A 25,019-nucleotide genomic window follows, 5' to 3' on the forward strand; every position below is an offset into this window, starting at 1 on the left:
AATCTATGATTATTAGAATTGCTAATACACTATTCTTACATCATTCCCATGCCTGCTCCGCCGCCTGCTGGCATTGCCGGAGTATCTTCTTTGATGTTCGCTACACAAGACTCTGTTGTCAGAAGCGTAGATGCTACACTTGTTGCGTTCTGAAGTGCACTTCTTGTTACTTTAGCCGGATCAAGGATTCCTGCCTCTACCATATCTACATACTCTTCTGTCAATGCGTTAAATCCTACGCCCGGTTCAGACTCAGATACTTTATTGATAATAACAGAGCCTTCCAGTCCTGCATTTGCAGCAATGTGGAATAATGGAGCCTCCAGTGCTTTGAGGACTACATTAGCTCCTGTCTTTTCATCACCTTCCAGTGTTGCAGCATATTTTGCTACTTCTTTTGCTGCATGGATATATGCAGAACCGCCACCGGAGATAATTCCTTCTTCTACTGCTGCTCTTGTTGCTGCCAGAGCATCTTCCATACGAAGTTTTGCTTCTTTCATCTCAACTTCTGTTGCTGCTCCGACACGGATTACTGCAACTCCGCCTGCCAGTTTTGCAAGTCTCTCCTGAAGTTTTTCTTTATCGAATTCAGATGTCGTATCCTCAATCTGAGCTTTGATCTGAGCAACTCTTGCCTGGATGGAATCTTTGTCTCCACAGCCGTCTACGATAACCGTATTCTCTTTCTGTACTTTGACTGATTTTGCACGTCCAAGCTGATCCATAGTAGTATCTTTCAGCTCTAATCCAAGCTCCTCGGAAATTACCTGTCCGCCTGTCAGAATAGCGATGTCTTTGAGCATCTCTTTTCTTCTGTCACCATATCCAGGTGCTTTTACAGCAACAACATTGAATGTTCCACGCAGTTTATTTACAATCAGGGTTGTAAGAGCTTCACCCTCAACATCCTCTGCAATGATCAGGAGTCTGGATCCTGACTGAACGATCTGCTCAAGTACTGGAAGGATTTCCTGAATGTTGCTGATTTTCTTATCTGTGATCAGAATATATGGATCCTCCAGATTAGCTTCCATCTTATCCATATCTGTTGCCATATATGCAGAAATGTATCCACGATCGAACTGCATTCCTTCTACAAGGTCAAGCTCTGTTTTCATTGTCTTAGATTCTTCGATTGTAATAACACCATCGTTAGAAACCTTCTCCATAGCATCTGCTACCATCTGACCTACTTCCTCGCTTGCTGCTGAAATAGCTGCAACCTTAGCAATCTGGTCTTTACCGTTAACTTTGCTGGACATATTCTTAATTGCCTCAACGGCTGCATCTGTAGCTTTCTGCATTCCTTTACGGAGAATGATTGGGTTAGCACCTGCTGCCAGGTTCTTCATTCCTTCATGTACCATAGCCTGTGCAAGTACAGTAGCTGTTGTTGTACCATCTCCTGCTACATCATTTGTTTTAGATGCAACTTCTTTGATGATCTGAGCTCCCATATTCTCAAATGGATCTTCTAACTCGATTTCTTTTGCGATTGTAACACCATCATTTGTAATCAGTGGTGCACCAAATGATTTATCAAGTACTACGTTACGTCCTTTTGGTCCAAGTGTCACTCTTACTGTATCTGCTAACTGATTTACTCCTGCTTCCAGGGCTGCTCTTGCTTCTGCTCCGTATTTAATTTCCTTTGCCATGATTAAACTGCCTCCTAAATTAGACTTTACTGATTTCACACAAAATATTTTAAATTAACAAACATTCCTTATTCGATGATTGCTAAAATATCATCCTGTTTCACAACAATATATTCTTCGTCTTCAATCTCAACAGATGTTCCTGCATATTTAGAATAGATAACCTGCTGTCCTACTGTTACGTTCATCTTCACTTCTTTTCCATCAACAGTTCCGCCTGGTCCGACTGCCACAACTTCTGCCTGCTGTGGTTTTTCTTTAGACTGTCCAGGTAATACGATTCCTGACTTTGTAGTCTCCTCAGCCACGATCTGTTTCAATACGACTCTGTCTCCTAATGGTACTAATTTCATATTTATTCCTCCTTGCTTTAACATCTCTTTTATGTTGTTAGCACTCATAAAAATAGAGTGCTATTAAAAACTCTAGGTATAAAATAGCACTCTCTTTCTCTTTTGTCAACACTCTTTTATTTATTTTATCTTGTTTATATTTTTTTCATAAAAGCCGTTTTGTACACGAAATACTAAGACTTTTCCGACTTTATTACAGTATCTTTCACGTATGACGCCCTGGCACCAGATTTCTTTTTTTTCACTATTGATCGTACATCTATATACTCCATCCAGCAAAAAACTTGTGATATCTGATTTTCCTGCAATGAAGTATATGTTATCTTCTTCCGAATCATACCGGATTACTTTACAATGATGAATGATTTCATCTTTTTCTCCATCTTCCAAAAACGTCCGCGTCATCTGAAGCAGCGCCGGACACTCTTCATACATGTTGTCCATTCTCCGATTTTTCAAAGTTTAACCTCTGTTCTTTTCTTCCTTGATGTGCTCCAGTTCTGTAAATACATAATCATTTACAACTTTGATATAAGTTCCTTTCATTCCTGATGAACGAGATTCAATCACGCCTGCACTTTCAAACTTGCGCAGAGCATTTACAATTACAGAACGGGTGATTCCAACTCTGTCTGCAATCTTACTTGCAACCAGAATTCCCTCTGAGCCATCCAGCTCATCAAAAATATGAATGATCGCTTCAAGTTCTGAATAAGATAATGTACTGATCGCAGACTGTACAATGTGTTCTTTTCTTGTCTCCTCTGCACTTTCTTCGTTAACAGAACGGAGCATCTCCAGTCCTACAACTGTTGTTCCATACTCGCTGAGAATGATATCATCAATCTCATATGGTTTATCTACTTTGTAAATGAACAATGTTCCGAGACGCTCTCCTGCAATATTGATTGGTGTGATGATTGCCTGATATCCTCCGCTTGCCTCAGCAGAAAATCCCAGTGTCTGAAGATTTACATTCTCCTTTGTTGATAAGATACTAAGCAATCTCTCGTTCAACATACCATCAATATGCTCGCCAACCTCACAGGCAATCAGTTCTCCAATCGGCTGTACATTCAGGCACCGACTTTTTCCAAGCACCTTCCCTTTTTTACTGACTACCAGAACATTTGACTCCAGTATCTCAGTCAAGACATCACAAATGTCATTAAATACAACCTTGCTTGAATTATTGTTGTGTAGTAATTTGTTGATTTTTCTAGTTTTATCTAATAATTGTACGCCCATATGCAATTCCTCCATCTATGAGTGTATATTATCATACAATTCACGCTTATTCAATAAATTTCCTTAATTTTCTTTCTCTTTTTTTATACTTTCAGTGTAACCACATTGTTCATTGCTGCAAAGAAGTTTATTTCCTTTTTCTACCATATATTTTCCACACTGAGGACACTTCTTTTCAGACGGTTTTTGCCAGGACATGAACTCACATTCCGGATTATTTTCACAACCGTAATAGCGTCTTCCCTTCTTCGTTTTGCGAATTACTACATCTTTTCCGCACATCGGACATTTTACACCAATCTTTTCCAGATACGGCTTTGTATTCCGACATTCCGGGAATCCCGGACATGCCAGAAATTTTCCATGCGGACCGTATTTGATAACCATGTTTCTGCCACATTCTTCACAGATTACATCCGTTACTTCGTCCTCGATTTTTACCTCTTCCAGTTCTTCTTCCGCTTTTTTCACGGCTGCGTCCAAATCCGGATAGAAATTTTCAATAATCGTCTTCCATCTGACTTTTCCTTCCGCAACACCGTCCAGAAGACTTTCCATATTTGCCGTAAAACTGACATCCACAATACTTGGAAATGAATGCATCATTATATTATTAACAACTTCTCCAAGTTCTGTCATATAAAGGTTTTTATTTTCCTTCGCAACGTATCTTCTATTTATAATCAATGTAATTGTCGGTGCATAAGTACTTGGGCGTCCGATTCCCAGCTCCTCCAAAGTCTTTACAAGAGACGCCTCTGTGTAGTGTGCCGGCGGCTGTGTAAAATGCTGCTTACTGTCAAACTGTTTCAGAGAAAGTTCACTGTTCTCATCCAGTCCCTTTAAAAGCACACCCTTCTCGTCTTTTTCTTCTCCCGCCTCCGTATAGATCAGACGGAATCCTTCAAATGCAATCTTTGATGTTGCAACATTGAAACGATATTTTCCTGCTGCGATTTTTACAGAAGTGGTCTCATAAACTGCAGGCATCATACGGCTTGCAACAAAACGTTTCCAGATCAGCTGATACAAGCGGAACTGGTCACGGGACAAGGAATCCTTCAACATAGCCGGAGTGCGGGTAACATCCGTCGGACGAATTGCCTCATGAGCATCCTGAATCTTCTGACTGCCACTTTTCCCGGCGCCTTCTGCTGCCACATACTGGCTGCCATACTGCTCTCCAATATAGCTTCTTACATTCGCATCTGCCTCTTCGGAAATACGGGTAGAATCCGTACGAAGATATGTGATAATACCCACGGTTCCACTTCCCTTGACATCAACTCCTTCATAAAGCTGCTGCGCAATACGCATCGTCTTGGAGGTTGCAAAATTCAAAGCTTTGGAAGCTTCCTGCTGCAGTGTACTTGTCGTAAATGGGACCGGTGCCTTTTTTGTACGCTCTCCTTTTTTGATCTCACTCACTTCATAGTCCGCACCATCAAGCTCCTTTAAAATCTTATTCAAGTGTTCTTTCGACTCAATCGTCATCTTCTCTTTCTCTGTTCCGTAGAACTTCGCGATCAGAGGCTTTCTCTCACCTTTTACGTTCAGCTCTGCATCCAGAGTCCAGTATTCCTCTGGAATAAATGCATCGATTTCCGCCTCACGATCTGCTATAATGCGAAGCGCTACAGACTGCACACGACCGGCACTTAAACCTCTCTTTACTTTGGCCCAGAGGAGTGGACTGATGCGGTATCCAACCACACGGTCCAGCACACGTCTCGCCTGCTGTGCATCCACCAGATCCATATCGATATCCCGCGGGGTCTTAAGAGATGCCTTCACCGCATTCTTGGTGATCTCATTGAAGCTAATACGATAAACTTTCTTATCCTCCAGTTTCAATGCTTTACTCAGATGCCAGGAAATTGCCTCTCCTTCGCGGTCCGGGTCAGTTGCGAGATAAACTTTATCTGCTTTTTTCACTTCTTTTCTGAGATTTGCAAGGATCTCACCTTTTCCACGTATCGTAATATACTTCGGTTCGTAGTCATTCTTCACATCTACACCAAGCTGACTTTTCGGAAGATCTCTGACATGTCCATTTGACGCAGCCACCACATAATTACTTCCCAGAAACTTTTTGATTGTTTTCACCTTTGCCGGTGACTCCACTATCACGAGATATCGTGCCATATCTGTATCTAACCTCCATGTTATCTGTATCGGGCAAATTCCCGTACACTATTTTCGTTCAAATGCAAATGTTTCATCTTACATCTGACATTCTGATTACATCTGACATTCTGACATAATAATTCTTTGCCGTTTCTTTTATATATCCTTCCATCTCCAGCGTCATAAGTGTCTCCATAAGAATCCGTGCATCAAGCCCGGTCTTCATCTGAATCTCACTTACATTTCTGGGGAACAAATCGAGACAACTATACACCACTTTTTCTGTTGTTTCAAGCATTTTTTCATTTTTTAATAATTCTGTAGAGTTTTCGGAAACCTCAATCTGCAGTTCTTTCAGGAATTCTTCCGGCGAGATCAATATGCCCGCACCTTGTCTGATCAGCCTGTGGCACCCCTGACTGAGAGTACTTGTGACAGGCCCTGGAAGAGCATATACGTCCCTCCCCTGTTCCAGTGCCATATCTGTGGTAATCAAAGATCCGCTTTTTTCTTTCGCTTCCATCACAAGCACTACATCTGCCAATCCACTGATGATACGATTTCTCAGTGGAAAATGATATGACATAGGTGGTTCTCCTGGTATTTGCTCCGAAATTATCCCTCCTTCTCTCTGAATATCCATATAAAGACCGATATTTTCTCTCGGATAACAAATGTCCACTCCGCAGCCTAACACGCCATAAGTTGTTCCGCCTCCATTTAGTGCCCCCCGTTGTCCGGCCCCGTCAATACCAAGTGCAAGACCACTGATAATCTGTACCCCGGCTGATGCCAGACATTTCCCATATTCCAGCGCCTGCCCTTCCCCGTAATTACTACATCTTCTTGCTCCGATAATCGCTACCGAAGGCCGGTCTTCTTCCGGCAGTTTCCCTTTTACATAAAGCGCATACGGTGCAGCGTCAAGCTCCGACAACCGTTTCGGATATGTTTTTTGAAAATACGGTACAAAATCAATTCCTTTTTCTTCCATATTATAATATTTTTCTTCTAAATCTTTCTGCTTTCTCGCCATTTTCAGCTGTTCTATATCCTTTTTTGTCAGGAAATCCTGTAATCTGAGTTGAGTTTCTTCTATATAATATATCTCTTTTGCAGAGCCATATGCCTCTCTTAGTTTTTTCTTCTTATTATCAGAGATATTTTTCATCCTGGCAAACCAGTATTCATAAATCACCCACATTACCTCCCCCAGTATTTTTTATCCAGCATACGGTATCCAAGCGCCTCTTTCAGATGGCTGCATCCAATCTGTTCTTCCCCGTCCAGATCAGCGATCGTTCTGGCGACTTTCAATACTTTATGATAAGTCCGGGCAGTCAGATTCATCGTTGAAAATGCACATCGCATCAGTTTTTCTTCTTTTTCTCCAATTTGGCAAAATTCTTCCATCTGCCGTACTCCGATTCCGGAGTTTGTCCGGATATCGGTCCCCTCATAACGCTGCTCCTGGATTTTTCTCGCCGTGCAGACACGGTTACGTATTTCTTCTGATGTTTCCTCTTTTCCAGTCTTGTGTAATTCCCCGTATTCTACCCTTGAAGCCTCTACACATAAATCCATACGATCTAAAAAAGGCTGGCTTACATGACCCAGATAATTTTGAATTTGCGTTTTTGTACAATTACATTTGTTCAAATCCGGATAATTTCCACAAGGACACGGATTCATTGCCGCAATCAACATAAAATCAGCCGGATACTCATAACATCCACTGTTTCTGGAAATCCGGATTTTATGTTCCTCCAGAGGTTGTCTTAAAACTTCCAGCACTGGCTTATGGAATTCCGCCAGTTCATCTAGAAATAAAACACCTCCATGTGCAAGACTGATTTCCCCCGGATTCGGTATCACACCACCACCAATAAGTGCTGCTCTCGTTACCGTATGATGTACACTTCGAAATGGACGTTTTGTAATCAACGGATGTTCCCGGTCTACCATCCCTGCCACGCTGTAAATCTTTGTCACCTCCATACTCTCTTCCAACTGCATCGGCGGTAAAATGGTCGGGATTCGTTTTGCCACCATGGATTTTCCGCTTCCCGGCGGACCTACAAGCAACAGATTATGACCACCCGCTACTGCAACTTCAACCGCCCGCTTCACCATATCCTGTCCACAGATATCACTGTAATCCACATCATATAGCATCTCCGGTTCCCATATCTGTTTAAACTCAGTGATTGCTTTCGTCTCTGATATTTTTCCCCCTAACCCTTCCTTCTTATTTAAGTCCCGGCACAATTGTTCCAATGTCCCGGCACCTATAATTCGAATTCCCGGAACAAGACGCCCTTCACTTACATTTTTTTCGGGCAAAATACATGTGTGAAATCCCTGCATTTTTGCCTCCAGAACGATTGGCAGAACTCCCTCTACTTCACGTACTTTCCCGTCCAGACTAAGTTCCCCGGCTACAAGAACTCTCTCCAGCACTTTTGCCGGAATATTGCCAACAGCTTCTAATACAGATAATGCGATTGGAAGATCATAAGATGCTCCTTTCTTTTTCACCGTTGCCGGCGACAGATTTACTACGATTTTCTTAGGTGGAAGCGAAAATCCACTGTTACGGATCGCAGTCCGCACCCGCTCAGCAGCCTCCTTCACTTCCGACGAAAGATAGCCCACCATATGGAACATCGGAAGACCATTACTGACATCTGATTCTGCATGGATTACTTCAATGTGAAGTCCCTGAACACAGGCAGACGCAATTGAACTAAATGCCATTCATACACCTCATTTCTAACTGAACTATACTTTTTATTCACATTTTCATGTTCAGTCACTCATAGATTTTTTCGATAATCAGGTAACAATTAATAACAATCAATCTCAATCAAAATCGTTGGATTCTCCGGCGGATACCGCCCGATACAACAGATCTCCTGCAGACGGAAGAATTTCCTGTCTGAAGTAGCATCAGTATAGCACACTTTTCCACATGGGAAAAGCACAAATTTTCATTTTCCATCATAAACTATATCAAATCTGTCTCGAGGTGCATTTCTTGAAATCTTTTCCCCTTCCCCTGACTGCTTCCGAAGAACAGTATTACCTGCAAAAATATATCGAGGGCGACTTAAATGCCAAGCATATCCTGATTGAGCATAATCTCCGGCTCGTAGCTCATATTGTCAAAAAATATCAGGCAAATGTAGAAGAAGCTGAAGATTTGCTTTCCATTGGCACCATCGGGCTGATCAAAGCAGTCGTTACATTTAATCCGGGAAAAAACGTACGTCTCGGAACTTACGCTGCACGCTGTATTGAAAATGAAATTCTGATGCATCTGCGTGCCAGAAAAAAAACTTCTCGGGAAGTCTCCCTTTATGAACCAATCGGCACGGACCGGGAAGGCAACGAAATCCAGCTTTTCGATGTAATTGAGACAGACGATCAGGAGGCCCACCGGAAAATCGAGGAAAAAGATGATATTTTGAAATTATATCAACACGTAGAGTCTAAATTATCTACCCGGGAACGTCTGGTCTTAAAAATGCGCTATGGTCTGTATAACGAAGAAGAATATACACAGCGCGAAATTGCAAAGCTTCTTGGCATTTCCCGCTCCTATGTATCCAGAATCGAAAAGAGCGCTATTGAAAAACTGCGTGGGTATTTTTAATACTTGCGCAGTCTTCTTTTTTCCTGTACTATATTAGGTATAGGGTGTGGTATATATTATGAAAGATATATTGAAAAAATCTATATTTTACAGCTTCGCAATTGCTTTAACTTCGCAGCTCAGTATTAACTGGTTCACAGCAAACTTTAAAATATCCATTGCAGTCGTTATTCTGGCCGCTTGCGGATTATTAATGTCCAATTTTCCACTGATTCCGGTTACATTTTTATCCGCAATCGGTGTATTTTCTATGCGTATGTTCGTCTATTGGATCACCCACGGGCATTGGACGAGTCCTTCTCACTATATGCCGGAGATAGCTTTCTATCTTTGCTACGGACTTCTTCTACATCTGTATATCAGACGGTTTGATTATTTGTCGGCTACTATTCATGAAAAGCGGAACCTGACACTGGGAGCTCTGATTCTGATTGACTACTTGGCAAACTTTATCGAGCTTCTCGTACGACTGGAACTCAGTTCCCTTGTGCTTCACATGCAGTCTGGAATCTTTCTGGCTGCTGTTATGCGTTCCTGTCTCACATGGCTTGTCATGTTGCTCTTTGAAAAATACCGGATCTTTTTAATTGAGAAAGAACATGAGGAACGTTATCAGAAACTGGTACTTCTCTTCTCCAAACTCAATGGAGAAATTGTCTGGATGAAGAAAAATACTACATTAATAGAAGAAACTATGAATAATTCTTACCGGCTCTTTGAAACACTGCGTGACTCAGGTGCCGATCCTGCCCTTGCCTCTTCTGCGCTTACTACTGCAAAAGATATTCACGAGATAAAGAAAGAATATCTGTTGATCATGCGTGGAATTTCCGAAGCACTGGAACAGGAACTGGAAAATGACGGTATGTATCTGGAAGAAGTGCTCTCCCTTTTAAAATCTTCCATCACCAATCTGGCGGAATCACAGGGAAAGACACTGAATCTTACTTATGAATATCAGAAAAATTTCTATACTTCCAGCCACTATGCCCTTCTTTCCATCTTCCGTAACCTTTTTGTAAATGCTTTGGAAGCTTCGAAGACTGACACCGTTAATCTTTCTGTCACAGAGGTCATCGAAGATGGGCAGGCTATTTTTACCGTTACAGATGACGGCCCGGGAATTCCGGCTGAATACATAGGAGAAGTATTTAAGACTGGATTCTCGACCAAGATTAATTTCCAGACAGGGGAAGTCAGCCGGGGACTTGGACTGAATCTGGTACAAGATCTTGTAGAAGGGGAATTACATGGAACGATTGGTCTGACCTCTATTCCGGGTCGGACAGTTTTTACCATCTGCATCCCTTTAAATGAATTGGAGGTAATGTCAAAATGATGTCTTTCTATTTTATAGACGATGACAAAAATATTTGTAACATTTTGAAACTAATTATAAATGAACGAGGACTTGGGGTATGTTGCGGCAGTGCTAATAATGCAGCTGAAGCACTGGAAGATCTTCCTTCAGCTAAACCGGATATTGTAATTGTAGATCTGCTCATGCCTGAAATAGATGGAATCAGCTTTGTAAAACAGGCTCGAAAAATAGTACCAGATGCATCTTATATTATGCTGTCCCAAGTGTCCTCCAAAGATATGATTGCTTCTGCCTATGAAGCCGGGATTGAATTCTTTATCCAGAAACCAATTAATAGTGTGGAAGTAGAAGTTGTCATCAAAAAAGTTTCCGATGGCTTATCTATGAAACGAATGGTCCGCAAAATGCAAAACATATTTATGGAAGATACCAGCCCTGCAACTGTGACTGTACCTGACAATAGTGAGCAGATTGAGAATTCCCTTCGCACAATCCTTACAAGAATCGGTATTATCGGGGATATTGGCAGTAAAGATATCATTTCTATCGTCAAATATCTAGTCGACCACCAGGATAATGCCGACTCACTGACAGTTAGCGATCTGTGCAGCCGCTTCTGTGATACACCGAAATCTATGGAGCAGCGCATACGCAGAACAGCATTTAATGGCCTCGTAAACCTGGCTCACCTTGGTCTTGAAGATTATAGTAACGAAATTTTTGTAGACTATTCCAGCACATTATACAATTTTGAGCAGGTTCGCAGGGAAATGGATTTTATACGTGGAAAGACTGATAAGCACGGCAATGTAAGGATTAAGCAGTTTTTGAACGCATTGGCCTCTTATTGTCAATAATGCACAAAGTTATCGCGATTTGTTAAATTTTTAATGGTATTTTGACACCATTTGATACTTTTTGTAACCATGCTTATATATTAATCTCATCGATAAACACGGCGATGTTATTAAAATAACAAATTAAAGAAATGTGAGGTACAAAGTATGGTAACAATTTTATCTGGTGTAGGTTTACTACTCGTCACTCTGGCAGTCTTCTCTGTTTTCAGTCTGAAGATGCCAAAAGGATCTCTTGCAATGGGCGGTATGGCAGACGCAGCCGTTGCAACATTCCTTGTTGAAGCAATTCATAAGTATATTTCCGGTGATCTGATTGGCATTGCATTCTTACGTGAAGTTGGAGATATCTCCGGAAGCATGGGCGGTGTTGCCGCAGCTACTCTTGTTCCGATTGCAATGGGCGCTAACCCGTTATTCGCAGTTGTAGCCGGTGTTGCTGTTGGTGGATTCGGAATCCTTCCTGGATTTATCGCAGGTTATGTCATCGGATTCATCGCTCCGATTATTGAAAAGAAACTTCCTGTTGGAATTAACATTATTGCAGGAGCACTTATAATTGCTCCAGTTGCCCGTATTATTGTAACAGTTGTTGATCCTGGTGTAACATGGATTCTGTCACACATTGGTGCTACTATTTCTGCTGCTACAGACCAGTCTCCAATCGTTATGGGATTCCTGTTAGGTGGAATGATGAAGATGATCTGTACATCGCCGCTTAGTTCTATGGCGCTCACAGCTATGTTAGGACTGACCGGTCTTCCAATGGGTATTGCAGCCATCGCATGTTTTGGTGGGTCCTTTACAAATGGATTTGTATTCCACAAACTGAAACTTGGTAACAAGGGTAATGTGATCGGCGTTATGCTCGAGCCATTAACACAGGCTCCAATCGTTACTGCAAACCCGATTCCGATTTACGGTTCTAACTTCTTCGGAGGTGGATTTGCCGGAATTTCAGCAGCAGTATTCCATGTTGTAAATGATGCACCTGGTACAGCATCTCCAATCCCTGGACTGTTAGCACCATTTGCATTTAACCCGGTTCAGAATGTATTATTTGCTCTTCTGTTCGCAGCTATCGGAGGAAGTGTTGCAGGATTTGTAGGTGGAACAATTTTCAAACACATTCGTATGAAAAACGGAACTTATGAGAAAGCATCTGAAGCAGCCGAAGAAATGGCAGAAGCAGAGCTTGAGCCTGGAATGTAAGTATCGCACTCCATCGATATTGACATTGATACATATAAAAAAAGATGCGCTTCGCCAGCGCATCTTTTTTTTATTACACAAGAAAAGAAATTCATGATATTCTATGCAACAAGTTCTCATTTACCGCCTTACTGAACTTCTGGCTCCTGCCTGCGCAAAATATCATATGGGCTTGCCTGACCGCCTTCTAACTCAATATAGAGCACTTGTTTAGAATGTGGTGCACTCTCCTGGTCTTCACCTTCTTCGTTGATAATCCGTTTGACTGCAACTTCTACATTTTCTCCATCCGGTTTCATAATCTCAATTGTCTCACCGACTGAGAATTTGTTACGTTGCTCAATCTTGCAGCGCCCGTCACAGATTTCTCCTACAATTCCAAGATAAGTATATTCTTTTACATAAGTATTGCTGTCATAGATCTGGCTCTCTTCGGTCGGTTTTCCAAAGTAGAATCCTGTAGTGAACTGACGATATGTGCAGTTAGATATCTGATCCAGATACCAAGGCATGTTATCTCTGTATTTCTGTGGATCTTCCAGATAGTCATCTATCGCTTTGCGATAAGTTCTTGCAACTGTTGCAACATAAAGAGCCGTTTTCATACGCCCTTCAATTTTAAAGCTGTCGATTCCGGCATCGATCATTTCCGGAATATGCTCGATCATGCATAAGTCTTTTGAGTTGAAAATGTATGTTCCACGCTCATTTTCATAGACAGGCATATACTCTCCCGGTCTCGTCTCTTCCACGATGGAATATTTCCAGCGGCACGGATGCGTGCATGCTCCCTGATTTGCGTCACGACCGGTAAAGAAATTACTAAGCAGACATCTTCCGGAATATGATATACACATTGCTCCGTGAATAAAGCTTTCAATCTCCATCTCAGCCGGGATTCTTTCACGGATTTCTTTGATTTCTCTCAAGGATAATTCTCGGGCAGATACTACGCGGGAAGCTCCCTGCTTCCACCAGAACTGATAGGTCGCATAGTTCGTGTTGTTTGCCTGCGTGCTGACGTGGCGCTGAATCTTTGGGCAGATTTCCTTTGCCAGCTCAAACACACCGGGATCTGCGATAATAAGCGCATCCGGTCCAACTTCTTTTAATTCTTTCAGATACTCTTCTACTCCCGGAAGATCATCATTATGCGCAAGAATATTGACCGTCACATGTACTTTTACACCATGTGCATGCGCAAATTCCACACCCTTCTTCATATCTTCCATGGAAAAATTCTTTGCTTTCGCACGAAGCCCAAATGCTTCGCCACCAATATATACTGCATCTGCACCAAACATAACCGCAGTCTTCAATACTTCCAGACTGCTGGCCGGGATTAATAATTCCGGACGTTTCTGACTCATACTTCTCTTCTCCTTCTCTTTTTATTAACTTTCTATTCTTCTTAAATATCACTGCTTAAATATCTATCACTATTTAAATATCACTGCGCTTTACACTCAATGCCACGCCGTCTCCCAGTGGAATAATCGATGTCTGCAACTGATCATGATGCTTTAACTCATAGAGATATTCCCGCATACGGCTGTGAATAGTCCGGTTCCTGCGCTCCACCGCGAATCTGGATTCAATAATATCACCTTCCTGCAGCACATTATCTGACACAAGCACTCCATCTGTCCCAAGAAGCCGCATAACTTCCGGAAGGTAATGAATGTACTGCCCTTTTGCCGCATCCACAAATATCAGGTCATACGGCCCTTCCAGGCCATGCATCACTTCCAGGGCATCTCCCTCAATCAAATCAATCTGCTCTTCCTTCCCTGCCCGTTTAAAATTCGCCCGGGCTATCGGAATTCGTTTATCATAATTTTCTATTGTTGTAATATGCCCGCCTTCCGGCATATATTCACTCATAAGAATTGACGAAAAACCAACCGCAGCTCCTACTTCCAAAATCCTCATCGGTCTTTTGATCATCAGCAGAACCTTCAGAAAACTCTGCATTTCCTTCCGGATAATCGGCACACGGTCTCTTAAAGCTTCCTGCTCAATCGCTTCAATTACCGCGCTTTCCGGCACCTCCAGCGACCGTATATAAGTCACCATCCGCTCATCTACGATCATTTACAATCACCTCTCTCCTCAATCAGGGACACCCCTCTTCGCAATTGGGGACGTAGCACTTCTTCAAAGTACTACGTCCCCTTTTAAATAAATATCACTTTATACATCCATAATAATCGGCAAAATCATCGGACGACGTTTTGTTTTTTTCCAGATAAATTCGTTCATTGTATCGCGGATCACTAATTTTATCTTGCTCCAGTCAGCATTTCTCTGATGATTCAGGCAATCTTCTACTGCGTCAGTTACGACTTGTCTTGCCTCTTCCATAAGATCTTCTGACTCACGAACATAGACAAATCCACGGGACACAATATCCGGTCCTGCCAGGAGCTGGTTGCTTCCGCGCTCTAACGTCAGGACTACGATCATAATTCCGTCCTCTGCCAGATGCTGTCTGTCTCGAAGTACGATATTTCCCACATCACCGACACCAAGTCCGTCTACAAGAATCTCTCCCGTATGGACTTTATCTACGACTTTTGCCTCTTGTTCACTGACTTCCAGTACATCTCCGGACTGAAGCATGAAGACATTCTCTTTTGGAATTCCAAGAGATTTTGCCAGGTTCGCATTCGCCTTTCTGTGACGGTACTCACCATGTACCGGTATTGCATACTTTGGTTTGACCAGTGAATAAATCAGCTTTAATTCTTCCTGGCACGCATGTCCGGATACATGAGCATCCTGAAAGATAACATTTGCACCTTTCTCAGACAGCTCATTGATAACTCTGGATACGGATTTCTCATTTCCAGGGATCGGGTTAGAGCTTAAAATAACTGTATCGCCTGGCATGATCGTTACCTTCTTGTGAATGTCTGCCGCCATTCTGGAAAGAGCCGCCATAGACTCACCCTGGCTTCCGGTCGTGATCAGAACCGTCTTCTCCGGCGGATAATTCTTAAGCTGGTCAATCTCGATCATCGTGTTCTCCGGAACATTCAAGTATCCGAGTTCCTGTGCTACCTGAATGATATTCACCATACTGCGTCCTTCTACCACAACCTTACGGTCATACTTGCACGCTGAGTTGATGATCTGCTGTACACGATCTACATTAGACGCAAATGTCGCAATGATGATTCTTGTATTCTGATGTTCTGCAAATATATGATCAAAGGTAATACCTACCGTACGTTCAGACTGTGTAAAGCCTTTTCGTTCCGCATTGGTACTGTCTGACAAAAGTGCCAGTACTCCTTTTTTTCCAATCTCTGCAAATCTCTGAAGATCGATAGCATCTCCAAAGACTGGTGTATAATCCACCTTAAAGTCTCCTGTATGCACAACAATTCCTGCCGGGGAATAGATTGCAAGTGCTGCTGCATCCTGGATACTGTGGTTCGTCTTAATAAATTCTATCCTGAACTGTCCAAGGTTGATAGACTGTCCATGTTTTACTACTTTTCTTCTCGTTGAGCGAAGCAGATTGTGCTCTGTTAGTTTCTTCTCTATAATACCCATCGTAAGCTTTGTTGCATAGATTGGGATATTGATTTCCCGTAAAATGTAGCTTAATGCTCCAATATGGTCCTCATGACCATGCGTGATAACAAATCCTTTTACTTTCTCAATATTGTTTTTCAGGTATGTCACATCTGGAATAACAAGGTCAATTCCAAGCATACCGTCCTCCGGGAATGCCAATCCGCAATCCACAACAATAATACTGTCTTCGTACTCGAAAGCAGTAATGTTCATTCCGATCTTCTCGAGTCCCCCGAGTGGAATGATACGCATACTTCCAATATTCTCTTTTTTCAAGTTTACACCTCCACGTAATTACAGACCCCCAGTGTAACAAAGGGTCTATTTCTGTTTCTTTCTACATTCACTGCACTGTCCGTAGAACTTTAATTCGTGGTCTAACACATGAAATCCTGTCTCTTCTTCTATATGCCGCTCCAGTTCATCCAACAGGTCGTCTTTAAAAGGCAGTACTTTTCCACATGTTTTACATATCAGATGGTGATGATGGTGCTTTCCTGTGCCATCCAGCGTCTCCCCGATCTCATAACGCACACATCCATCATCCAGATTAATACGATCCACCAATTGCATTTCCAGTAACAACTGCACTGTTCGGTAAATGGTTGCCAGCCCGATCTCCGGGTAATCTTCTTTTACGAGCTCATAGATATCTTCAGCAGTCAGATGTCTGTCCTTATTCTCTGCAAGAACCTGCAGTACAAGCAGTCTCTGATTCGTCACTTTAAGCCCTTTTTCTTTTAACTTTTTCTTAAAACTCTCCTGACTGACTGACATAATTCATTACCTTTCAATTTCCACATCTTCCAGAAGTTCTTCAAAAACTCCCATTATCCCATTCAGTTCTTTTTCATCTTCCACAAACTCATAGATTGCCTCGGATGATTCCTCCGGTGACGTGTCTTTTAAAATCCAACATTCTGCATCGTCTTCTTCCGAATCCGTGACAAGAATATAAGATACTCCATTTAACTTTGTCTGCTCCAACACAAAAAACTCTTCATTTTCCTGTGAATCTGCAGACGCAAATGTAATCTTTTCCATAAATCTTCTACCCTTCTTTATTCAGGTGTGCGGAGTCCAGGTATCCCTGCAATATAAAAACAGCCGCAATCTGGTCAATATACTTCTTGCGGTCTTCTCTTCTTACCTTATTCTCGATTAAAGTCCGCTCTGCCGAAACAGTAGTCAGACGCTCATCCCACATCACGACCTCAAGGCCGGTCCGTCGTCCGATCATCTCACCAAATTGCATAGATTTTTCCGCCCGATCTCCAATATCATTATTCATATGCTTCGGAAGTCCAAGCACAATCTTCTCAACTTTATACTCTGCCACCAGTTCCTCGATGCGGGCACATGTCTTCCGAAGCTTGTTCTCGTCCTTACGGCATATAGTCTCTACAGCCTGCGCAGTTATCCCCAAAGGATCACTGACAGCCACCCCGACTGTACGCGAGCCGTAGTCCAGCCCCATAATCCTCATATATATTATCCCCACTTATTATGCTCAATATACGTCTTGAACATCTCTTCAACCAGCTCATCCCGTTCCATCTTCATAATCAGACTGCGGGCACCATTGTAACTGGTAATATAAGTCGGATCACCTGACATAATATAACCTACGATCTGGTTCACCGGATTATACCCTTTTTCCACAAGAGCCTTGTACACAATTTCAAGAATATCTTTTGCCTGAATCTGTGGTGCACTCTCTACCTGAAAAAATTGTGTATTGCTTAATTCTTTCATACTATTCACGTCCTTCACATTACTTTGTAATTATTCTCACATCTTCATAATTACATTTCTTCAATCTTATTCTAACCTATCATTTGTCAAAATTCAATGAATTATTTGCTTTGTATCTTCGATTTTAACATTTTTCAGTTGATTTGATAGATTTTCTTCTGTTTTTAAACCAATTTTAACATATTCTTTCGTATGCCCGACCTGGTAAATGCCGTCTTCTGCCTCAACTGCCTCTTCCATCAGCACTTCCTGTGTCGTTCCAAGGAGTTTTTCTTCATAAGCTTTCTGTTTTCTATGTCCAAGCTCGATCATTTTCGCGCTTCGCTCACTTTTTATTTCCTCCGGAACCTGATCCGGCATCACGGCTGCTTTTGTTCCTGCTCTTCTGGAATATTTGAAAATGTGTGTTTCATAGAAATTCACGCGGTCTACAAAATCCATGGACTCGGCAAACTCTTCCTGCGTCTCCCCCGGAAATCCTACGATTACATCTGTTGTCAGTGCCGGATTGTGGAAATATTTCCGTAAAAGGTCACATTTTTCCATATATTCTTCTGCACTGTAACGACGATTCATACGCTTCAGGGTCGCATTGCAGCCACTCTGTAATGACAGATGAAAATGCGGACACATCTTCGGAAGTGCAGCAATACTGGAAGCAAATTCTTCTGTAATGATCCTCGGCTCCAGAGATCCAAGCCGGATTCTTTTAATGCCGTCAATTTCATGTACTTTCTGGATCAGTTCCAGAAGGCTCTCCCCGGTATCAATTCCATAAGAACTCAGATGGATTCCTGTCAGCACAACTTCTTTATATCCGGAAGCAGCCAGTGTCCGCACCTCTTCTAATACATGTTCCAGGTTACGGCTTCTGACACGTCCTCTCGCATACGGAATGATGCAGTAAGAACAGAACTGATTGCACCCATCCTGGACCTTGATATACGCACGGGTATGCTCTGCTGTATGGGTGACCTGCATCTCCTCATATTCTTTCTCATGGTTGATATCAAGCAGCTCTTTTTTTACTTTATGCTGAGCATTGTAATACTCGTCCAGAATCGCGATCAGGTCTTTCTTTTTATTATTTCCAACTACGATGTCCACACAAGGGTCGATATCTTCTCCTCTTGCCTGCACATAACAGCCTGTCGCCACAACTACCGCATCCGGGTTCATTTTCCGTGCTTTATGAAGCATCTGCCGGGATTTGCGGTCTGCAACATTGGTGACTGTACATGTATTGATAATATAGACATCTGCCCCTTCTTTAAATGGCACGATCTCATATCCATTCTGCTCCAGAAGCTCCTGCATAGCCTCTGTCTCATATGCATTTACTTTGCAGCCCAGATTATGGAGCGCAGCTTTCTTTTTCATTTTACACATTCCTTTCAAAATATTTGGTAATTTGTTTCTTGACTTTTATCTGTCATACTTTTAAGATAGAGATGATAGAAGTATGATAAATAAGGAGGTAACGTACAATGAAAACTGTACAGGTTTATTTAAATTCAATCCAAAAGGTGAACTCTTTTTCTCACGAGCTTGAACAATTCGACAACGACTTTGATCTTGTTTCCGGAAGATATATCGTAGACGCTAAGTCTGTTATGGGAATCTTCAGTCTGGATCTGAATGAGCCAACAACTCTGAATATCCACGCAACAGATTCTGAGATGGGTCCTATTCTTGAAGCAATCAAGCCTTATATCGTAAGCGAAGATCCTAAGTAGGATTCAGGCCAAAAAGCATATATCAAAAGCAAAGCAGTAAAGATAACAGGGCAGTTCTTCCTTTCGAAGGGCTGCCCCTTTTTATTTCACTTTTTCTATTTCACTTCAATGATCTCTGCTGTATCTAACGCTGTCTGCATAAGTTCATCGATCTTCTCTGCCAGATTCTCCTCAGAACGGCGGATAACCTCGATATTCGGCTTTGTGACCGGATGCTTTGCCACGAAAATGGTACAACAATCCTCAAATGGAAGAATGGAGGTCTCGTAAGTATCGATCTTCTCTGCCACATCTACAATGTCCTGCTTATCAAATCCAATCAGCGGACGATATACCGGCATCGTACATACATCATTCGTTGCAGCCAGGCTCTGCATAGTCTGACTTGCCACCTGTCCGATACTCTCTCCCGTCACCAGTCCAAGGCAGCCATCACGTCTTGCGAATTCTTCCGCAATACGCATCATATAGCGGCGCATAATAATAGTCAGCTCGTCATGCGGGCATTTGTCATAAATATACAACTGAATATCTGTAAAGTTCACAACATGTAATTTGATCGGTCCGGAATATCTTGCCACAATCTTCGCAAGATCAACAACTTTTTGCTTTGCACGCTCACTTGTGTACGGCGGTGCATGGAAATAAGTTGCCTCAAGACCAACTCCTCGTTTGGATACCATATAGCCTGCGACCGGGCTGTCAATCCCACCGGATAACAGAAGCATAGCGTTTCCATTGGTTCCTATCGGCATTCCGCCTGCTCCTGGAATAATCTCAGAATAAACATAGATTTCATTTCTCACTTCTACATTTACCAGTACATCCGGGTGATGTACGTCTACTTTGATCTCCGGGAACGCATAGAGAATCGCCTCTCCAAGGTCACGGCTTATTTCCATAGAGTTCTTCGGATATGACTTTCTGGCACGGCGTGACTCTACCTTAAATGTAAAGTTGCGGTCCGGATACATCTCTGCCATATAAGCTACCACGTCTTTTTTCAATTCCGCGAAACCTTTATCCTCCATACGGACAACCGGGCAGATTCCGACCAGTCCGAACACTCTTTTCAAATGTTCCACCGTATCCTCGTAATCATAATCACCCTCACAGTCCACATAGATTCTTGCCTGGGATTTGTGGACATCAAAGTTCCCGTCTACATCCTTTAACGCATAACGCACCTGTCTTACAAGAGCATCTTCAAAAAGATAACGGTTCTTTCCTTTGATACCAATCTCCCCGTATTTCAATAAAAATGTATGAAATCTCATCGATCTTCTCCTCATTTATCTCTAATGTCTGGTATATTTTCTAAGCATCGGTACTATATTATACAGAGTATCTAATGTATAGTCAATCTCTTCCATCGTATTAAATTCAGAAAGACTGAATCTAAGCGTTGCATCCAAAAACTGCTGACCGGCTCCGATTCCTTTTAACACGCCACTGATCTGCGGATGGTTGGAAGCACATGCAGAACCACTGGATACATAGATGCCTTTATCTTCCAGCGCATGCAGAAGAACCTCGCTTCGGATTCCCGCAAATCCAACACTGATAATGTGTGGCGCACTGGTCTCATCATAAAGACCATGGATGGTCGTATCCGGGATCTGCTTCACGCCTTCAATAAAATGCTCCTTCATCGCACGCATCGCTGCAACTTTTTCATCCAGATTTTCATAAATCATCTTCGCAGCAAGACCAATCCCTGCAATTCCAGGTACATTTTCCGTACCGGAACGGACATTTTTCTGTTGTTCACCGCCAAATACGATTGGTTTTATCTTCACATGTTCATCAATATAAAGCACTCCGATTCCTTTTGGTCCATGAATCTTATGTCCACTGATGGAACACATATCCACCTTCAGGCGCTTCGGGTAAATGTGATACTTTCCAAATCCCTGCACAGCATCCACATGGAACAAAATGTTCTTGTTATACGCTTTTACCATGCTGGCAGCCTCCTGAATCGGCTGCACGGATCCCACCTCATTATTCACATACATCACAGATACAAGGATCGTGTCTTCACAGAGTGCATCCTTCAGTGCATTCAGACTGATTCTTCCAAAGCGGTCCACCGGAAGAAATGTAACACGAAATCCTTCTTCTTCCAGATAACGCATCGTATTAATGATCGCCGGATGCTCAATTCCGGATGCGATCAGATGATTCCCTGCTCTTCGATTCGCTTTTGCTGCCCCGATCAATGCCAGATTATCACTTTCCGTACCTCCGGAGGTAAAAAAGATTTCTTTCTCCTGCACCTTTAAAAGTTTTGCAAATGTCTCTTTCGCTTCTTTTATATATTTTTCAGCCTCCACGCCCTTACGGTGCATGGAAGATGGATTTCCATAATCTTCACACAATACCTTACGGACCAGATCTCCCACTTCCGGGTATGCTCTCGTCGTAGCAGAATTGTCCAGATATACTTCCTTCATTCTATCTCACTTCCTGTTTTCTTTTTTCCAATAACAGTTGATCACTGTCTCTTCTTATCATCAATATATGTCCCTGCAATTTAATATGTAACTTGCTCCAGTTGAAACATCAGCACAGATAATAGCGCGAGTCCCGCTGTCTCTGTCCGTAAAATACGCCTTCCGAGAGTTATGACCTGACCGCCCGTCTCACATGCAAGCACAATCTCATCCGGATCAAATCCGCCTTCCGGTCCGATAAATATTCCAACAGACTGTCCCGGCTTTATAGACTGTATCAGTTTCTTTGTGTGGTCCATACCTTCTGCACACTCATAAGGCACCAATACAACATCCAAATCTTTTGCCATCTCAAGGGCTTCCTTATAAGTCTTCACAGACATCACTTCCGGCACGATCCCCCGCCCGGACTGTTTGGCTGCGCTGGCTGCAATTGTATTCCAACGCTCCACTTTCTTCGCCCCTTTTTTTGCATCCAGCTTCATCACACACCGCTTCATGGACACCGGTACAACCGCATAAATCCCAAGCTCCACACATTTTTGCACGATCAATTCCATCTTCTCCTGCTTCGGGAGACCCTGAAACAGATAGATCTTTGATGGAAGTTCCGCATCTGAAGCTTTCGTCTCTACGATTTTCAACTGCACCTGCTCCTCTTCAAGATCCAGAACCTGGCAGAGATATTCTTTTCCCTGACCGTCACTGACCGTCACTTCCTCACCAATCCGCATACGGAGCACATTTTTCATATGATTCACATCAGTGCCTTCGATCCGGATTGTTTCTTCCGATACCTGAGAGGCATCTACAAAAAAATGCTGCATTTTCTCTTTACTCCTCTAGGCATTCTTTCTTGCTACAACAGATACCCACTCGCCCTGGTGATTCACTTCCAGAACTTCCAGCCCGGCAGCCTTCACAGCTTCTACTACAACATTTTCTTTATCTTCGATAATTCCACTTGTAATATATACAGCACCCGGCTTCATCTGATGAATGATGACCGGCGTCAGCGGAACAAGGACATCTGCCAGAATATTTGCTGCTACAATATCATATTTTTCATATCCAACCGCATACTGAACAGCCGTGTCATCAATGATATTTCCGATCATGACCTCATACTGATCCTTGCGGATCCCATTCACTTCCATATTCTCGTGAGTCGCATCAATGGCGCATGGATCAAGATCTGTTCCAAGAGAATGCTTTGCCCCGAACTTAAGCGCCAGCATTCCAAGAATCCCGCTTCCACAACCAACATCTAAAATCTCCGTCTCGGATGTCACATATTTTTTCAACGCCCGGATGCAAAGCTGTGTCGTCTCATGCATGCCTGTTCCGAACGCTGTACCCGGATCAATGTGAATGACCATCTTGTCGCTGTCCTCCGGCTTTACTTTTTCCCAGGATGGGATTACAAGAATGTCGTCTATATAGAATTGATGGAAGTACTGCTTCCAGTTGTTGACCCAGTCTACATCTTCCGTCTCAGATTCCTCAATAGTACACTCCCCAACATCAAGAAATGCACGCATATCTTCCAGTTCTTTTCTCACGTTCATAAGAACCGGCGCCACATCTTCTTCCTCATCCAGATAAAATGTTAAATATGCTGTTCCGTCATCATCTGGGATATCCGGCAGAATATCCACGAACATCTGCTCCTTATCCTGTTCTGTAAGCGGGATCTTGTCCTCAATCTGCACACCTTCAATTCCAAGATCTGCCAGCATACTGCTCACAATATCCTCCGCCTGTGTCGTTGTTTTTAAACGAAACTGCTTCCATTTCATAATACTTTCTCCTTCTTTACGTTCATTATCTTCCTTTGATGATACCCGGTTTCTAACCTCGTTATCATTTATTTCATTTCTTCTCTTACAGCCTGTAACGCCGCATCCACTACATGATGCATATCCATATAACGGTAAAGTCCCAGACGTCCTCCAAAAATTACGTTCTCTTCCTTCTCTGCCAGCTCTTTGTATTTTGCATAAAGTGCTGTATTCTTCTCATCATTGACCGGATAATAAGGTTCGTCCCCTTTCTTCCATGTCACCGGATACTCTCTGGAAATAACGGTCTTCTCCTGGGTTCCAAATTCAAAATGCTTATGCTCAATGATTCTTGTATATGGAACTTCATACTCTGTATAATTGACTACCGCATTTCCCTGATAATTGTCCGTATCCAGAATCTCTGTCTCAAAACGGACCGTACGATATTCTAATTCACCAAAACAATAGTCAAAATATGCATCTACAGGTCCAGTATACACTACTTTTTTACCGAGTGGGCGAAGATTTTCTTTTTCTTTCAGATAATCCACATTCAGGCGGACCTTGGCGCCTTCCAGCATCTTCTCAATGATCTGCGTGTAGCCTCCCACCGGAATCCCCTGATAAAGGTCATTAAAATAATTGTTATCATAAGTCAGGCGGACCGGCAGTCTCTTAATGATCTCCGGCGGCAGCTCTGTCGCACGCCTTCCCCACTGCTTCTCAGTGTACCCCTTAACCAGGATCTCATAAATATCTTTTCCAACCAGGCTGATTGCCTGCTCTTCCAGGTTCTTCGGCTCCTTCACGCCATATTCCTTCACCTGTTCCTCAATCTTAGCCTTCGCCTCTGCCGGTGTGATCACACCCCAGATCTTATGAAATGTATTCATATTGAACGGCATATTGTACATCTGGCCTTTATAATATGCCACCGGGCAGTTCGTATAACGGTTAAATGTTGCAAACTGTCCAATGTAATCCCACACCTCTTTATTACTTGTGTGAAAAATATGTGCTCCATACTGATGCACCTGGATTCCTTCCATCTCTTTTGTATAAATGTTTCCACCGATATGCGAACGCCTCTCTACAACGAGACAGCTCTTTCCTGCCTTCATAGCCTCATGGGCAAAGATTGCTCCATAAAGCCCAGACCCTACAATAATATAATCGTACATAATCCCTCCTGCTGCCTTTTAAGCTCCATTTATGCCTTTCAAACTCCATTTATGCCTTTTAAGTTCCATTTATTAAGAGAGGAATGCA

25 protein-coding genes are annotated in these 25,019 nt (G+C 42.6%); 5 read left to right on the forward strand and 20 right to left on the reverse strand.

What is annotated here, in order from left to right:
* Positions 1–35 precede the first annotated feature (35 nt).
* The 7 genes from groL to C7E02_RS06655 all read right to left on the reverse strand — a co-directional run bounded on the left by groL (position 36) and on the right by C7E02_RS06655 (position 8,146).
* A complete protein-coding gene (gene groL, locus C7E02_RS06625) occupies positions 36–1,661 on the reverse strand; it encodes a chaperonin GroEL (protein ID WP_005331654.1) in 1,626 nt (541 codons plus the stop codon).
* 68 nt (positions 1,662–1,729) lie between these two features.
* The gene (locus C7E02_RS06630; RefSeq protein ID WP_005337820.1) at positions 1,730–2,014 is read right to left on the reverse strand and encodes a co-chaperone GroES; all 285 of its coding nucleotides are present in this window, start codon (positions 2,012–2,014) and stop codon (positions 1,730–1,732) included.
* A gap of 120 nt (positions 2,015–2,134) precedes the next feature.
* The gene (locus tag C7E02_RS06635) at positions 2,135–2,473 is read right to left on the reverse strand and encodes a hypothetical protein (RefSeq protein WP_242978763.1); all 339 of its coding nucleotides are present in this window, start codon (positions 2,471–2,473) and stop codon (positions 2,135–2,137) included.
* 3 nt (positions 2,474–2,476) lie between these two features.
* Positions 2,477–3,262, reverse strand: a complete 786-nt coding sequence (gene codY / locus C7E02_RS06640; protein ID WP_005337824.1) for a GTP-sensing pleiotropic transcriptional regulator CodY — start codon at positions 3,260–3,262, stop codon at positions 2,477–2,479.
* Between the two features lie 63 nt (positions 3,263–3,325).
* Positions 3,326–5,407, reverse strand: coding sequence for a type I DNA topoisomerase (topA, locus tag C7E02_RS06645; protein WP_029731298.1), 2,082 nt, complete (start codon positions 5,405–5,407; stop codon positions 3,326–3,328).
* Between the two features lie 73 nt (positions 5,408–5,480).
* Positions 5,481–6,593, reverse strand: a complete 1,113-nt coding sequence (gene dprA / locus C7E02_RS06650; protein ID WP_203226951.1) for a DNA-processing protein DprA — start codon at positions 6,591–6,593, stop codon at positions 5,481–5,483.
* Complete coding sequence (locus C7E02_RS06655; protein ID WP_105309118.1) at positions 6,593–8,146, reverse strand: YifB family Mg chelatase-like AAA ATPase; 1,554 nt, start codon at positions 8,144–8,146, stop codon at positions 6,593–6,595. The genes dprA and C7E02_RS06655 overlap by 1 nt, the downstream gene beginning before the upstream one ends.
* 280 nt (positions 8,147–8,426) lie before the next feature.
* Here C7E02_RS06655 and sigK point away from each other — a divergent pair, with 280 nt between their 5' ends.
* From sigK to C7E02_RS06675, 4 genes are all read left to right on the forward strand, one after another.
* Entirely contained in the window at positions 8,427–9,044 is a 618-nt protein-coding gene (sigK, locus tag C7E02_RS06660) for an RNA polymerase sporulation sigma factor SigK (RefSeq protein WP_005337832.1), read from the forward strand.
* Positions 9,045–9,102: 58 nt separating this feature from the next.
* Positions 9,103–10,383 carry a sensor histidine kinase gene (locus C7E02_RS06665; RefSeq protein WP_105309119.1) on the forward strand — a complete coding sequence of 427 codons (1,281 nt, stop codon included), beginning with the start codon at positions 9,103–9,105 and terminating at the stop codon, positions 10,381–10,383.
* Complete coding sequence (locus C7E02_RS06670; RefSeq protein ID WP_044994243.1) at positions 10,380–11,222, forward strand: response regulator; 843 nt, start codon at positions 10,380–10,382, stop codon at positions 11,220–11,222. Before C7E02_RS06665 ends, C7E02_RS06670 begins: the two co-directional genes overlap by 4 nt.
* 147 nt (positions 11,223–11,369) lie before the next feature.
* Positions 11,370–12,434 carry a PTS sugar transporter subunit IIC gene (locus C7E02_RS06675; RefSeq protein ID WP_105309120.1) on the forward strand — a complete coding sequence of 355 codons (1,065 nt, stop codon included), beginning with the start codon at positions 11,370–11,372 and terminating at the stop codon, positions 12,432–12,434.
* A gap of 128 nt (positions 12,435–12,562) precedes the next feature.
* Here C7E02_RS06675 and C7E02_RS06680 read toward each other — a convergent pair whose 3' ends face one another.
* The 8 genes from C7E02_RS06680 to mtaB all read right to left on the reverse strand — a co-directional run bounded on the left by C7E02_RS06680 (position 12,563) and on the right by mtaB (position 19,154).
* The gene (locus C7E02_RS06680; protein ID WP_022279648.1) at positions 12,563–13,804 is read right to left on the reverse strand and encodes a peptidase U32 family protein; all 1,242 of its coding nucleotides are present in this window, start codon (positions 13,802–13,804) and stop codon (positions 12,563–12,565) included.
* Between the two features lie 73 nt (positions 13,805–13,877).
* Positions 13,878–14,528: an O-methyltransferase gene (locus C7E02_RS06685; RefSeq protein WP_005337843.1), complete on the reverse strand. Its 651-nt coding sequence runs from the start codon at positions 14,526–14,528 to the stop codon at positions 13,878–13,880.
* Positions 14,529–14,627: 99 nt separating this feature from the next.
* Entirely contained in the window at positions 14,628–16,295 is a 1,668-nt protein-coding gene (locus C7E02_RS06690; protein WP_005337844.1) for a ribonuclease J, read from the reverse strand.
* Positions 16,296–16,340: 45 nt separating this feature from the next.
* Complete coding sequence (locus tag C7E02_RS06695) at positions 16,341–16,796, reverse strand: Fur family transcriptional regulator (RefSeq protein WP_005331674.1); 456 nt, start codon at positions 16,794–16,796, stop codon at positions 16,341–16,343.
* A 6-nt stretch (positions 16,797–16,802) separates the two neighbouring features.
* The gene (locus C7E02_RS06700) at positions 16,803–17,063 is read right to left on the reverse strand and encodes a DUF1292 domain-containing protein (protein ID WP_005331675.1); all 261 of its coding nucleotides are present in this window, start codon (positions 17,061–17,063) and stop codon (positions 16,803–16,805) included.
* A gap of 7 nt (positions 17,064–17,070) precedes the next feature.
* A complete protein-coding gene (gene ruvX / locus C7E02_RS06705; RefSeq protein WP_029731303.1) occupies positions 17,071–17,505 on the reverse strand; it encodes a Holliday junction resolvase RuvX in 435 nt (144 codons plus the stop codon).
* Positions 17,506–17,510: 5 nt separating this feature from the next.
* Positions 17,511–17,774 (reverse strand): IreB family regulatory phosphoprotein, encoded by a 264-nt coding sequence (locus tag C7E02_RS06710; RefSeq protein ID WP_005331681.1) that lies wholly within the window; start codon positions 17,772–17,774, stop codon positions 17,511–17,513.
* A 93-nt stretch (positions 17,775–17,867) separates the two neighbouring features.
* A complete protein-coding gene (mtaB, locus tag C7E02_RS06715) occupies positions 17,868–19,154 on the reverse strand; it encodes a tRNA (N(6)-L-threonylcarbamoyladenosine(37)-C(2))-methylthiotransferase MtaB (RefSeq protein WP_105309121.1) in 1,287 nt (428 codons plus the stop codon).
* Positions 19,155–19,261: 107 nt separating this feature from the next.
* Between mtaB and C7E02_RS06720 the strand changes: the two genes are divergently transcribed.
* The gene (locus tag C7E02_RS06720; RefSeq protein ID WP_005331686.1) at positions 19,262–19,510 is read left to right on the forward strand and encodes an HPr family phosphocarrier protein; all 249 of its coding nucleotides are present in this window, start codon (positions 19,262–19,264) and stop codon (positions 19,508–19,510) included.
* Between the two features lie 95 nt (positions 19,511–19,605).
* On the opposite strand, the gene thiI is transcribed toward C7E02_RS06720, so the two are convergent.
* The 5 genes from thiI to glf form a co-directional block, all read right to left on the reverse strand.
* A complete protein-coding gene (gene thiI, locus C7E02_RS06725; RefSeq protein WP_105309122.1) occupies positions 19,606–20,787 on the reverse strand; it encodes a tRNA uracil 4-sulfurtransferase ThiI in 1,182 nt (393 codons plus the stop codon).
* Between the two features lie 21 nt (positions 20,788–20,808).
* Positions 20,809–21,966: a cysteine desulfurase family protein gene (locus tag C7E02_RS06730; RefSeq protein WP_005337846.1), complete on the reverse strand. Its 1,158-nt coding sequence runs from the start codon at positions 21,964–21,966 to the stop codon at positions 20,809–20,811.
* An 80-nt stretch (positions 21,967–22,046) separates the two neighbouring features.
* Complete coding sequence (locus C7E02_RS06735) at positions 22,047–22,793, reverse strand: 16S rRNA (uracil(1498)-N(3))-methyltransferase (RefSeq protein ID WP_005337847.1); 747 nt, start codon at positions 22,791–22,793, stop codon at positions 22,047–22,049.
* A gap of 15 nt (positions 22,794–22,808) precedes the next feature.
* A complete protein-coding gene (prmA, locus tag C7E02_RS06740; RefSeq protein WP_105309123.1) occupies positions 22,809–23,765 on the reverse strand; it encodes a 50S ribosomal protein L11 methyltransferase in 957 nt (318 codons plus the stop codon).
* 68 nt (positions 23,766–23,833) lie between these two features.
* Positions 23,834–24,931: a UDP-galactopyranose mutase gene (glf, locus tag C7E02_RS06745; RefSeq protein ID WP_005337849.1), complete on the reverse strand. Its 1,098-nt coding sequence runs from the start codon at positions 24,929–24,931 to the stop codon at positions 23,834–23,836.
* Positions 24,932–25,019 lie beyond the last annotated feature (88 nt).

The organism is Dorea sp. Marseille-P4042, assembly GCF_900290215.1.
In the GTDB taxonomy this organism is placed as follows: domain Bacteria; phylum Bacillota; class Clostridia; order Lachnospirales; family Lachnospiraceae; genus Dorea; species Dorea formicigenerans.

What these genes read in the sequence shown, in the direction of transcription:
- groL (WP_005331654.1), bottom strand. Translation starts at nt 1,661, where the DNA reads ATGGCAAAGGAAATTAAATACGGAGCAGAAGCAAGAGCAGCCCTGGAA.
- C7E02_RS06630 (WP_005337820.1), bottom strand. Translation starts at nt 2,014, where the DNA reads ATGAAATTAGTACCATTAGGAGACAGAGTCGTATTGAAACAGATCGTG.
- codY (WP_005337824.1), bottom strand. Translation starts at nt 3,262, where the DNA reads ATGGGCGTACAATTATTAGATAAAACTAGAAAAATCAACAAATTACTA.
- topA (WP_029731298.1), bottom strand. Translation starts at nt 5,407, where the DNA reads ATGGCACGATATCTCGTGATAGTGGAGTCACCGGCAAAGGTGAAAACA.
- dprA (WP_203226951.1), bottom strand. Translation starts at nt 6,593, where the DNA reads ATGTGGGTGATTTATGAATACTGGTTTGCCAGGATGAAAAATATCTCT.
- C7E02_RS06655 (WP_105309118.1), bottom strand. Translation starts at nt 8,146, where the DNA reads ATGGCATTTAGTTCAATTGCGTCTGCCTGTGTTCAGGGACTTCACATT.
- C7E02_RS06665 (WP_105309119.1), top strand. Translation starts at nt 9,103, where the DNA reads ATGAAAGATATATTGAAAAAATCTATATTTTACAGCTTCGCAATTGCT.
- C7E02_RS06670 (WP_044994243.1), top strand. Translation starts at nt 10,380, where the DNA reads ATGATGTCTTTCTATTTTATAGACGATGACAAAAATATTTGTAACATT.
- C7E02_RS06675 (WP_105309120.1), top strand. Translation starts at nt 11,370, where the DNA reads ATGGTAACAATTTTATCTGGTGTAGGTTTACTACTCGTCACTCTGGCA.
- C7E02_RS06680 (WP_022279648.1), bottom strand. Translation starts at nt 13,804, where the DNA reads ATGAGTCAGAAACGTCCGGAATTATTAATCCCGGCCAGCAGTCTGGAA.
- C7E02_RS06685 (WP_005337843.1), bottom strand. Translation starts at nt 14,528, where the DNA reads ATGATCGTAGATGAGCGGATGGTGACTTATATACGGTCGCTGGAGGTG.
- C7E02_RS06695 (WP_005331674.1), bottom strand. Translation starts at nt 16,796, where the DNA reads ATGTCAGTCAGTCAGGAGAGTTTTAAGAAAAAGTTAAAAGAAAAAGGG.
- C7E02_RS06700 (WP_005331675.1), bottom strand. Translation starts at nt 17,063, where the DNA reads ATGGAAAAGATTACATTTGCGTCTGCAGATTCACAGGAAAATGAAGAG.
- ruvX (WP_029731303.1), bottom strand. Translation starts at nt 17,505, where the DNA reads ATGAGGATTATGGGGCTGGACTACGGCTCGCGTACAGTCGGGGTGGCT.
- C7E02_RS06710 (WP_005331681.1), bottom strand. Translation starts at nt 17,774, where the DNA reads ATGAAAGAATTAAGCAATACACAATTTTTTCAGGTAGAGAGTGCACCA.
- mtaB (WP_105309121.1), bottom strand. Translation starts at nt 19,154, where the DNA reads ATGAAAAAGAAAGCTGCGCTCCATAATCTGGGCTGCAAAGTAAATGCA.
- C7E02_RS06720 (WP_005331686.1), top strand. Translation starts at nt 19,262, where the DNA reads ATGAAAACTGTACAGGTTTATTTAAATTCAATCCAAAAGGTGAACTCT.
- thiI (WP_105309122.1), bottom strand. Translation starts at nt 20,787, where the DNA reads ATGAGATTTCATACATTTTTATTGAAATACGGGGAGATTGGTATCAAA.
- C7E02_RS06730 (WP_005337846.1), bottom strand. Translation starts at nt 21,966, where the DNA reads ATGAAGGAAGTATATCTGGACAATTCTGCTACGACGAGAGCATACCCG.
- C7E02_RS06735 (WP_005337847.1), bottom strand. Translation starts at nt 22,793, where the DNA reads ATGCAGCATTTTTTTGTAGATGCCTCTCAGGTATCGGAAGAAACAATC.
- prmA (WP_105309123.1), bottom strand. Translation starts at nt 23,765, where the DNA reads ATGAAATGGAAGCAGTTTCGTTTAAAAACAACGACACAGGCGGAGGAT.
- glf (WP_005337849.1), bottom strand. Translation starts at nt 24,931, where the DNA reads ATGTACGATTATATTATTGTAGGGTCTGGGCTTTATGGAGCAATCTTT.